The 11,656-nt window shown below is 45.3% G+C and carries 9 protein-coding genes and 1 tRNA gene; 2 read left to right on the forward strand and 8 right to left on the reverse strand.

The features are described 5' to 3' along the window. Positions 1-134: 134 nt before the first annotated feature. The 5 genes from IM319_RS17310 to IM319_RS17330 all read right to left on the reverse strand — a co-directional run bounded on the left by IM319_RS17310 (position 135) and on the right by IM319_RS17330 (position 5,683). Positions 135-1,073, reverse strand: coding sequence for a J domain-containing protein (locus IM319_RS17310; protein ID WP_286826422.1), 939 nt, complete (start codon positions 1,071-1,073; stop codon positions 135-137). Between the two features lie 52 nt (positions 1,074-1,125). Continuing rightward, complete coding sequence (locus IM319_RS17315) at positions 1,126-1,947, reverse strand: inositol monophosphatase family protein (protein WP_287736415.1); 822 nt, start codon at positions 1,945-1,947, stop codon at positions 1,126-1,128. Between the two features lie 14 nt (positions 1,948-1,961). Then, the gene (locus tag IM319_RS17320; protein ID WP_287168861.1) at positions 1,962-2,330 is read right to left on the reverse strand and encodes a 2Fe-2S iron-sulfur cluster-binding protein; all 369 of its coding nucleotides are present in this window, start codon (positions 2,328-2,330) and stop codon (positions 1,962-1,964) included. Positions 2,331-2,498: 168 nt separating this feature from the next. Next, positions 2,499-4,745: a hypothetical protein gene (locus IM319_RS17325; RefSeq protein ID WP_287736416.1), complete on the reverse strand. Its 2,247-nt coding sequence runs from the start codon at positions 4,743-4,745 to the stop codon at positions 2,499-2,501. Continuing rightward, positions 4,742-5,683 carry a homogentisate phytyltransferase gene (locus IM319_RS17330; RefSeq protein ID WP_287736417.1) on the reverse strand — a complete coding sequence of 314 codons (942 nt, stop codon included), beginning with the start codon at positions 5,681-5,683 and terminating at the stop codon, positions 4,742-4,744. The genes IM319_RS17325 and IM319_RS17330 overlap by 4 nt, the downstream gene beginning before the upstream one ends. 239 nt (positions 5,684-5,922) lie before the next feature. Between IM319_RS17330 and IM319_RS17335 the strand changes: the two genes are divergently transcribed. Beyond that, a tRNA-Ser gene (locus tag IM319_RS17335) sits at positions 5,923-6,009 on the forward strand. 107 nt (positions 6,010-6,116) lie between these two features. On the opposite strand, the gene IM319_RS17340 is transcribed toward IM319_RS17335, so the two are convergent. Beyond that, a complete protein-coding gene (locus tag IM319_RS17340; protein WP_287736418.1) occupies positions 6,117-6,779 on the reverse strand; it encodes a class I SAM-dependent methyltransferase in 663 nt (220 codons plus the stop codon). 106 nt (positions 6,780-6,885) lie between these two features. On the opposite strand from IM319_RS17340, the gene IM319_RS17345 reads away from it, so the two are divergent. Then, complete coding sequence (locus IM319_RS17345; protein WP_287736419.1) at positions 6,886-9,999, forward strand: hybrid sensor histidine kinase/response regulator; 3,114 nt, start codon at positions 6,886-6,888, stop codon at positions 9,997-9,999. A gap of 13 nt (positions 10,000-10,012) precedes the next feature. Here IM319_RS17345 and IM319_RS17350 read toward each other — a convergent pair whose 3' ends face one another. After that, positions 10,013-10,759, reverse strand: a complete 747-nt coding sequence (locus tag IM319_RS17350) for a class I SAM-dependent methyltransferase (protein ID WP_287736420.1) — start codon at positions 10,757-10,759, stop codon at positions 10,013-10,015. An 80-nt stretch (positions 10,760-10,839) separates the two neighbouring features. After that, positions 10,840-11,331, reverse strand: a complete 492-nt coding sequence (locus IM319_RS17355; protein ID WP_286826410.1) for a hypothetical protein — start codon at positions 11,329-11,331, stop codon at positions 10,840-10,842. Positions 11,332-11,656: the final 325 nt, after the last annotated feature.

Below are 11,656 nucleotides of genomic sequence, written 5' to 3' on the forward strand. Positions count from 1 at the left end.
AAAACGGACGGGTCGAAAGTGTCAGACTTAAGCAATTAAGCGTTTTTCGCTATCTGCGTCAACCCCATTGACGCGACCACCCTAAAAAAGTGGCGTGGTGAGGAATCGCCGTCCGTTTTACGGCGGCGAGGATGTCAATCTTTATTATCACCAAATAGAGACCAAAAACCGCCCTTGCGATCCCCTTCCTTTTTTTGTCCCTTCTGGTCTTCCATTTCAACATTAGGATTAACTACTTTATCTAGTTCCCGTTTGCACCTAATCACCGTCGCATCTTTGGGGCTGACTTGCCAGGCACGATTGATATGAACCCGGGCCATGGCGAGTTGATTTTGTTGCAGGTAGGCTAAACCGAGCAGGGCGTGACAGATGCCATTATCCGGTTCTTGCCGCAGGGCATCGCGCAATTCTCGCAAAGCTTGGGCGGGGTTATTTTGGTCAAGAGAGGCTTGGGCGCGGCGAATATAGGCTTCTAGGGGCGATTCTTTGGCTTTAGCCTCGGCTGCCGTCGTGACAGTCGCTCCCAATAACTCGGACTGGTTAGGATTGCCTTGGGAGATAAAGACTTTCTGGATAGTTTTCTTGTTGCCCTGACCTTCGGTTAAGATCAGATAAACCAGATTGAGTTCACTGAGTTGGGCGATTTTCTGATAGGTGTTTTCTAGGGCGGTATATTGATCGATCGCCAAAGATTGCAGGGTTTTTTGATAGGCTAATTCATAGTTAGCGGTGAACTGGGCTAGTTTTCTAGCTGGTTCGCTGCTGATAGTGATTTTACCCGAATCCTTCGCCATTGCCTTGCCCATTTGTGTTAAAACAAGGCGAAATTCTTCCCGAGATAGTTTGCGGCTTAGATGTTCGTAGGCTGGGTTAACTAATTTTGAGAGTAACTCATTAGCCTGTTCCCTTTCGGTGGGGGTGTGAATGCGACAGGTATCGGGATGGAGTTTATAGGCAATTTTTAAGTAACGCTCGCGAATCTCCTCCTGTTCGGCATCGATCGAGACTCCTAAAACAGCGAAGTGATCGATTAAATCAAATTGAAATAATCCCTGGGAAATCGGAAAAGGCATACAGCGAATCCTACTCTAATCACAATGATAATCGCAATAAATATTAAAAGAATTAAAACTGAAAACTCCAAGAGGCGGCTTTTTGCAGAGCTTGGCTTAAGGTGGTGTGAATCTGTCCGTTAGTGGCCAAGATTCGCCCCGTTTCCATCAGAAAATGACTCTCATCGTAGGCGCTAATTTTACCGCCAGCTTCTTCGATCAGAATAATTCCCGCAGCCATATCCCAGGGATTAATCCCTCGTTCCCAATAACCATCTAAGCGCCCACAGGCCACATCGGTTAAGTCTTTGGCAGCGGAACCGCTGCGGCGTACCCCTTGGGTCAGATGGGTCAGATAACAGAATTCGGCATAATTATTATCGGGGGTTTGACAACGATCGTAGGCAAAGCCCGTCACCAGTAAACTTTTTTCTAGTTCACTCGTCCGGGAGACATGGATGGGACGACGGTTCAGGGTGGCTCCTAAACCCTGGGCTGCCCGAAATAGTTCCTTTCTAAAGGGGTTATAGATGACTCCCACTTTTGCTATCCCTCCGATGAGTAGTCCGATGGAGACGACGGATACGGGATAACCGTGGGCATAGTTGGTGGTGCCATCGAGAGGATCGATCGCCCAGAGATACTCGCTGTCCGTCCCTGGCAGTTTTCCCGATTCTTCCGCTAGAATCCCATGTTCGGGAAAGTGACGGCTAATAATTTTGAGAATTTCTGTTTCTGCTCGACGATCTATTTCCGTCACTAAATCGCCCGATCGCCCTTTTTCTTCTATTTTCTCGATTTTACCCCAATTATCGATAATTATTGTTCCCGCTGCTAGGGCAGCTTCGCTGGCAATGTCTAGGTATTTTTCTAATTGGTTGCTGGTATCTGGCACGATTAATCCCTAATCTATTCTTCATCTAAGGGTAAACCAAAACGCACTTTCCCACGGGCAAAAAAGCGACCGAATTGTAATTCATAGACTTCATCTTCGTCTTGGGTGGCTACTTCCATATCGCTACGGGCATAACTGACACAAAGTAAAGCATAACCTCTGGCTTTTAATTCTGGCGATAGTCCAATCGCTTCTGGTTGATGGATGTCTCCTGATAATACCCTGACCGCGCAGCTGGTACAAGCTCCATTGCGACAGGAAAAGGGTAATTGATGACCCTGTTTTTCCAGACTGTGCAGTATATAGTTATCCCCTGGAACGGTGGTGACAAATTTTTCGCCCGTCTGACGATTGTGAACGGTGATTTGATAATATTTAGTCATAGTTTGTTTAGTTAGGCGGAAATTATAGATGCAATTTAGATAGTTCTGAATTTAGGGGCTATTTTGGTCAGCCACCTTGATTATATCATCAATAATTGCTCAAATAGTCTTCATCTTTACAAATGCCCCTGGACAGCTGTTAACTTTTCTTTGGTCACTTGCTAATTTTTATGGCTCTTGAAAATTCATCTCTTTTAATCTAACTGCACCGTCGATAATTGAGATTTCCTGGGAGCCAATTTGCACGATCGCATCTAATCCCTTACCGATAATTTTAACTGCTGGGGGACGACTTTTTTGTACGGTCATCACCAGAAAAAATTCCTCGCTACCTGTGGCTAAAATGCGCTCACCTGTATTAGTTTTCTCGACTTTTAAAGTCACGGGAGTTATAAAAGTTCCCTGCATATTTGCCCGATTTTGAGTGATAGTAAAACTATTTCTTCCGAGAGTAACATTTCCCTGGGTATTCATCACCCAAGTTTTATTAATAAATTCTGGTTGATCGACTTTACCTAATAATTTATCCATCAAGACGAATAATCCGGGGGAACCAGAGGATAGACTGTAATCGACGGCGAAAGAGCGAACTAGAGCAACTTCTACGGGTTTATTAGCTCCTTTAACCCTAATTTTATCAGTTTTTAACGTAATTACTCCCGAACCATCGGGACTAGATTGAAAAGATATCGGTTTTGCCTGTCGCCAAGGTGGGGTTTTCGGGAAAGTAACGGTATTTTCTGAGTTCCAGTCGCCTTTTGATCTCTCAAAACTCGCCCAATGTCCTCCTAGTCCCCAAATTCTCACACTAGCGACATCGGGAAAAGACCATCCCCCCACAAAAGGTTGCTGTTTGAGATAGATACTAGCGACAAAATCCTCTTCATTTTGCCAGCGATTACGAAAAGCATAAAATCCCTTTTGTTGATCAACTAAAACCCGGTCAAGTTGGCGTTCGGGATTTTCGGGAATAAGATTAGATGGATAAGCAGCGAGAAGAAAAGGGGCAATATGAGGATAATGGGGGTGAAAAAGTTGTTTTTCTTGACCTTGTAATCGCCATTTTAGCGCTGGCAGCCATGATTTATCGGTAATTCCCAATGCGATAGTTAATAAAGACACTCCTACAAACACCTGATGTCTGCCATAAGCAGGAATCAATAATTGACCATTTTTAGGGACAATTCTGGTTAAATAATGGGGGATCAATTGGGCTGCCGAGGAACCAGTTACTAAGTCTAATCCGAGACTATTTCGATACCCTTGCAGAAAAGGAAAAACAGCGAGAACCATGGGTTCGGTGGTGTATAAATCTCCTTCCGTGCCAAATCCTCGATCACCGATAGCTGTGGTAAAATAGCGTTCTAGGTGACGTTTGGCCATTTCCACCTGTGCAGAGGGATAATAAAGAGGATCGGGCGGTAAATCTTCCTTGAGAATCGCTAAACTAGCTAATCCTGCCGCACCTCTGGCCCGCGCATTCCAGTTACTAACTGCGTCTCCATTCCAGCCATCTTTGGGTAAACCACTGAGAAGTTTTTTACTTTCACTGGATAACCAGCCAGTAATTTCCCGTTGGCGCTTTTCTCCCCAAAGATCATAACAAAGATCGTAGGCGAGAGCGACTCCGGCAACAATTGGCGATTGTTCTAAGATTCTCCTGCCCCGATTTTTACGGGTTTTTTCGATAATTTCCCAGGCGGTTTCTGCCGATTTTCTATCTTGATTTAAAATTGCTAAAAAACAATGACCTGTGGCATGATAACCACCATTAGGCACATAACCATCGTAATAAATTTTTTCCTGTAAACTGTTGTTTAATTGGGCGATAATAGTTTGACCGATGGGAGTTTTCGCTTTTTCTCTGAGATTAGTTAATTCTGACTTGCGAAAGATTAAACGGGGATGTTCTCGCGCTTGTAGGGGTTGGTGATTAGGGACGGGATTAGGCCATAAAGGGGAAATTGTGCCATTAACTTGGCTATGTCGTCTTCTTCCCCCTAAAGTGCCTTGATAACTGCCGATAAGTTGGTCTTGGTAGGGGACAATTTCGATATTATAAATAGCTTCCCTGACTTCCGCTTGCCAAGGGTGACTTTGAATCCTCATTTTCACCTGTAATCGCCAAGCATTGTCTAATTTAATCGTTTTTACCGTACCTTGGTGATCCACTTCTTGATTGAATTTCGGTGCGTATCCCCACACCGATGGCTGACAAACAGCGCGATCGCATCTTAAATCTAGGGTAAGATCTTGATAAACGGGTTTATCTTGCCACAGTTTCCAAACGCCATGTTTCAGGGTTAAACGAAGGTTGCCAGTTAATAATTGCGGATTGATCGTTTCTTGGCTAGGTGCGCTTGTACCACCTAGCAAAAGTAGGGGAATGGCCGCTAAAAAAGGAGATATTTTCATAGTAAACAAGCTAGGGGAAATATCAGGTATTCTAGAAAGAATAATTTCCAAATAAATTGGTAAAATCGGCTGATTTCGCTTTTATCTTCTAAATTTACCCCGCGACTACGCCACCAAAGAAGAAGAAGTAGGAGCAGATGGGCGACAATGGCCAGGGGAGAATTAATTCCCGTTATCCCCAAGAGACCGACGGCAATCATCCCTGCATAACATAGAGAAATTGTCAATAGGGAAATTGTTAAGATTTTTTCTGGGCCGAGAAGGAGGGTAAAAGTGGTAATTTGGTAAATGCGATCGCCTTCTAGGTCAGGAACATCCTTAAAAATAGCGATCGCAACGGTGAAAACAAGAACAAAAGCTGTTAAAACCCAGACTGAGGGATAGATAGACTGATTTTGATTAATAACTGTGTTGTAGTGGCGAAAAAGACCTAAATTGACGATAACACCCCGGACGGTAAAAATACAGAAGGCTGCCCAGAGAGGAAAGCGTTTTAACCGCACTGGTGGCAAGGAATAGGCAGTACCGATGAGTAAACTAATCCCCACGGTGATTAACAGCCAAAAACCACCGATAAAAGCCAGTATAATTGCTAAAATAGCAGTAAAACCCACGATCAACCCTCCTGTTAACCGAGAAAATTCGCCCTTTGCTAGGGGAAGATGAGGTTTATTGATTTTATCGATGTCGATGTCTTCCAACTGATTTAAACCGACGATATAGACATTACCCGCAAGACAAGCGACCCAAGTGAGCAATAAAACCGACCAATGGCTAAAAAAATCGCTAATATTGCCCAAAGCAATTAAATACAGACTTAAAACACTGAAAGAAGTGCCGATAATCGTATGGGGACGGGAAAATTTCCAGAGACTCCCTAACCGGTGGAGAAAGTTAGGCTGGGGATGGTTAACTGGAAGAAAAGGAGCTTGATTCATCAGACCTCTTGTAAAAATCAAAAATTGTCGTGGTTGGTGAGGAGTAAGTAGTCGGTCGTCAGAAGAATTAAGAATGAATAATAATCAATTAAATGGTTTATTTGGATATTTTATGCCACTTAATCCTTATTTTTGACGTTTTTCAACCCTCAAAAATCAATTATGCAAGAGGTTTATCAAAAAAAATCAATCCGAGGACAAGTAATCTGTTAAAATGATAATCCGGACTCAAACCCTGTGGAGAGGTGGCAGAGTGGTTGAATGCGGCAGACTCGAAATCTGCTTTAGGGTCACACCTAACGTGGGTTCAAATCCCACCCTCTCCGTTGAACTGATAGATAACTTAGTGCTGTCGTTAAGGAGCTTAAGGGATGTAGCGTTGTCCTGGGTGGTTTCCGCAAGAGCAAAAGCTTTTCTACTCTCCCCAACTTCTTCACCGTTTCATGGCCAGGGTCAAACCATCACCAATAGGAATAATACTGATATTTACCCGTTCATCCTGCTGAATTTTGGCATTAAGGGAACGGATAATGTTGGTGCGATTATCAGTGCTATCGGCCGTCGCTACCCGTCCCGACCAAAAAACATTATCGATAGCGATAATTCCGCCATTTCTGACCAATTGTAACGCCCGTTCGTAGTAGGCATCATAATTACTTTTATCGGCATCGATAAAGACAAAATCAAAACTATTACTTTCTCCCCCGGCGATTAATTGATCTAAAGTCTCCAGGGCCGGGGCAATTCTTAAATCGATTTTATCGGCGACACCGGCCTGCTGCCAATAACGGCGGGCTATACTGGTATATTCTTCCCTTAGGTCACAGGCGATCAGCTGGCCTTCTGGGGGTAAAGCTAAGGCCACCACTAGAGAACTATAACCGGTAAAAACCCCTATTTCTAGGGTTTTTTTCGCCCCGATCACCTGTACCAAAAAAGCCAGAAACTGACCTTGTTCGGGGGCAATCTGCATGACTGCCAGGGGTTGAGAGGCAGTTTCTTGACGTAATTGAGCTAAAATAGGAGGTTCTCGCAGACAGATAGATTGATAATAGGAATAAAATTGTCGATCGAGTCCAAGAGTTTGATTAGTCATAAAAAAATTGCTAGTGGATAGAGTTATCGAGTAAGATTCTAGGTAATCTGAAGCTGAAGAGAGCGTATTGGTTGACCAAAAAGGAAGACTTGGCAGGAAGCAAATCATGACGAAACCCGACTCGGATCATCTCTTTAACGAGGATCTCGAACAGCTGTTAGAGAGTTTAGAAGACAAAGACGCCGACGGTGACGAGGCTCTAGATGAACTCGGCTTTTTATTCGAGCAGAGTTCTTCTCTGGTGGCCAGAGCCGGGGCCTATCTTGGGCAAACCCCGTCTTCCTTGACCTCGGAAAGGGAATTAGAGGAACTTTTTGGCGATAGTATCAATTGGGAAGAATCCGCCACTAATGATCTTTATTATACCCCCGGACCGGCTCCCAAGTTAGAACCGGAAGATGGGGATGATCTCGAATCTCTGCTGCTAGAAAATGCGGTGGTCTTGGACTCAGAAGCAATTATAGCCATCGGCAACCCCAATTTTTACGACAGCCTCGAAGACTTAGAAGCTTTTCTGAAAAAACCCACGCCACCGGCGCAACCGCCACTACCAGACATCTTTGAATCCCTAGAGGCCTTCCTCTGGGAATCCCCAGCAGTGGACCTGGTGGCTGCGGTGGAACCTCTGCAAGGGTTAGAATCACGGGAAATTGCCCCAGAAAGCCTCCTAGAGGATGAATTCAAGGATTTAGAAAAACTCCTCGAAGAAACCAATCAGGTGATGGCAGCAAATCCGGCGGTCAGCGTCAGTCCACCAGTCCGGTCAAAAAACCTGCGTCCCCTTGTCAGTAAAGCTTTTGAACAGACGATGCGGGTGCCGATCAAACAATTGGATAACCTCAGCAATCTGATCGGGGAACTGGTGGTTAAACGCAATCGCCTTGAAGAGGAACAGGATCGCCTGCGTCTCTTTTTAGATAATTTGCTAACCTGCGTCCAACATCTGGGTGATGTGGGCAGTCGGATGCAGGATCTCTATGAAAGAAGCCTCCTAGAAGGGGCTTTACTGGCTAGTCGCAATTCCGGTGGTGCCATCGGTTACGGTAGAGTTCAGGGAGAAAATCAGGGGGATTCGGCCATGGCTGGCGAACTAGATGCCCTAGAGATCGACCGTTTTACCGATTTCCATTTATTATCCCAAGAGATGATCGAATTGATCGTACGAGTGCGAGAATCGGGTTCTGATCTTCAATTTGTCGTCGATGAAACCGATCAGGTGACGCGCAGTCTGCGACAGGCCACCACCCAACTACAGGAAGGGATGACCAAATCGCGCATGGTTCCCTTTAGTCAAGCCGCCGATCGCCTACCCCGGGCAATTCGCGATATTTCCCTGAAACTTGATAAACAAGCCGAATTAAAAGTGGAAGGGGGTGATGTTCTCATCGATAAGATGATCCTCGAACATCTCAATAGTCCCATGACCCATCTGGTCAACAATGCGATCACCCACGGCATTGAATCACCCCAAGAACGCATGGACAAAGGGAAACCTGCCCTCGGGACCATCTCTGTCCGGGCATTCCTACAGGGGAATCAAACCGTGATCACCGTTGGTGATGATGGGGCCGGTATTGATGCTGATCAGGTGAAACGCAAGGCGATCGAAAAAGGCCTGATCGGCGATCGGGAAGCTGAACACCTCAGTCCCCAAGAAGTCTATGAACTCCTCTTTCACCCCGGTTTTAGTACCAAAGATCAGGCCGATGATTTTGCCGGTCGTGGGGTGGGTTTAGATGTGGTGCAGACCAGTTTAATCGATGTGCGCGGGACCGTTACTATTGACTCGGTACTGGGCAAAGGAAGCACGTTTACCATCCGTTTACCCCTAACCCTGAGTATCTGTAAGGCCCTGTGTTGTGTGAGTAATCATGCGCGCATCGGGTTCTCCATGGACGGAGTGGAAGATATGAAGGATTTCCGGTCCAGCGATATCCAAATGGATAGGGAGGGACGGCGCTGCGTTTTCTGGCAAAATACTTTACTACCCTTCCAACCCTTAAGCGAATTGCTTTCCTACAATCGGCAACTAAGTCGCGGTAGTTTTTATACTGGCAAACAGGAGGAAGACTCTTTTTCGATCGTGATCCTGCGCGGTGGTAATAATCTCCTCGCAGTACAGGTGGATCAAGTGATCGGTGAACTGGAAATCGTCATCAAACAGATCGAAGGACCGATTCCGAAAACGGCTGGGATTGCTGGGGCGACGGTTTTGGGCGATGGTACGGTGATGCCGATCGGCGATGTGTTAGAGTTAATCGACATCGCCAGGGGTCGTCTGCGTACCGATAACGGTGGTCTTTGGCGCCAACCTGCCCCCCCCGTAGCGGTGGAAACTAGCCAAAAATCGGGGGCTATGGTTCTGATTGTCGATGATTCGATTACTGTCCGGGGATTGCTCTCTTTAAGCTTTAGTAAAGCCGGTTATCGTGTGGAACAGGCCCGGGATGGTCAAGAAGCTTGGGAAAAATTACGCGGCGGTTTGCCCTGTGATATCGTTTTCTGCGATATCGAGATGCCCCGCATGAATGGCCTAGAATTACTGTATAATTTGCAAAAAGACCCCCGATTAGCGTCCATTCCCGTGGCTTTATTGACTTCCCAAGGAGGGAAACGTCATCGTCAGGTGGCGGCGACATTAGGAGCTAGTGGTTATTTTACCAAGCCCTACACGGAAAGAGATTTACTCTCGGCGGCTGAAAGAATGATTGCGGGGGAAGTGTTACTAGCTAATAGTATTAAAGCGACTCGTAATCAGCCTTTATACCCCGATGCAACGATTATTGACAGTAATCCCGCTAATTTCTTTGCACAATCGAATCATCGGGTCTTGATTGTCGATGATTCGGTAACGGCGCGGGAAATGTTAGCGATTTCTTTGGTTAAAGCTGGTTATCGCATTGAAAAGGCCCGAGACGGTTTAGAAGCATGGGAAAAATTACGGGCTGGATTAGCTTGTGATCTGATTCTCTGCGATCTCGAAATGCCTCGCCTGAATGGGTTAGAATTGCTCTCTCGTCTGCAAAAGGATGAACAACTTCAGGGGATACCAGTAGCGATGATTACCTCGCGAGGGTCGCAAAAAATGCAGCATCTCGCCGCTGCTAAAGGGGCAAAAGGTTATTTTGTCAAGCCCTATATTGAGGATGTTTTACTGTCGGCAGCCCAACGTTTAATCGCTGGTGAGGTGTTAATCCAAAAAGAAAGTCCCGCGGATTAGCTTGGGTAACTTGCTAATTTGAATTTGTTTTCTGGAAAATCATTAAATGTTGTTGGGGCAAAGTCTCGATGATTTCTTCTGGCACTAAACCGAGAGCGGCCATTTCTTTTTCTGCCTGTCTGCGGGTCATTTTATGAAGGGCCTTGATGGGAATCAGGGGATTTTCACGACGGTATTCTACTAATACCACCCTACCATCGGGTTTTAAGGATTTGACCAGATTCTCCATCATCTCGCGGGGACAGGAAAACTCGTGATAAGCATCGACCATTAAAGCTAAATCTATCGCATTTGGCAATTTGGGATCGGTTTCTGTGGCGAGAATTGTGGTGACATTCTTCACTTGATTTTCCTCGGCCAAAAAATCAATTGCCCCTAACATTTCCGGTTGCACATCGACGGCGAAAACTTGTTCTACTAAATTCGCCATAGGAAAACTAAAATAACCTGTCCCCGCGCCGATATCTGCCACTAGGTCTGTGGGTTTTAAATGTAGTGCGGTGATCAGATCATCGGGTTTTTCCGTGAAACGGCGACTAGGACGTTCTAACCATAACATTTCTTGGTGTCCCATGACTTTAGCGATTTCCCGTCCTAGATAAAATTTACCGATACCATCGCGACTATGAAGCGATCGAATCTGATAATATTCCTCTGGCGCTAAAACTGAAGCATCGTAGGTAAAATTTAATAATCCGAAACCGCAAAAAACCACTATTAGAAACGAGACAATTAAGAAAAATTTTTGCTTAAACAGCATCGGGATTAAAAACGGTGGGCTAGAAAAAATAAATTCCCCGTCCGGGACAGGGAAAAAATCTATCTTGATCAACAAAACAATTAATCCAAAAATCCCATTAAAGTTTCGGGATCATCGATTTCATTGGAAGCAACGGGACGATTACCCATGACTGTATAAGTTTCGCTAATGTGCAGATGACTCAGAGCGATCGGACGATTGCCAGAGATCGCTAGAGTGCTACTGATTTCCATACCACTAGAGCCGACAGGACGCAATCCACCGACGGAAGAATAGGTACTCACAACTTTCAGATGGCTAACTTCCACGGGACGACCACCGGGTAACATTTCATCTTCCGTGAAGTGAAGATGGCTACTACCAACAGGGCGATTTTCGGGCAAGCGATGTTCAGGTTGATAGAATTTTAAGGCTTTGGAAGCTGATTCGGGACTGTTTTTCACCGAAAGGGCGACCACTTCTTTATCTTTGGCGGTTTTAGCCGTACTAGCCTTACCGCGCACAGTGCTGGTTTTTTCTTCTGTGGTTGCTGGGGTTTGAGTCCCATTTGTTTCTAGATTTTCCACCGTCATAACCTGATACTCCTTTCCGTTAATAGCTTCGGGGAAACGATAAGATTTAAGTTTAGGGTATTCTCGAAGACTTTTAATCTTTTTTTAAAATCCTCTCTAATATTAAGATACACCTTTCTCTCCCAAAACCCTATAAGTGTTGTTGACACTCCTGGGCTTAAAGGCGTGAGGATTCTCGAAGCTCATCACAGCCCTTTCTGGTTTCCCTTACTTAGGTCTTACACGATTATGTCTGAACCGAACCTACTAGAATATCACTTGCTATCTAGTTATCCTTTTTCTGGTTCACTCTCCAAGGGTTTTGGTCTTTCAACCAAGATTTGGG

Origin of the sequence: Microcystis sp. M113S1, from assembly GCF_020246945.1 — a bacterium.
Taxonomy (GTDB): domain Bacteria; phylum Cyanobacteriota; class Cyanobacteriia; order Cyanobacteriales; family Microcystaceae; genus Microcystis.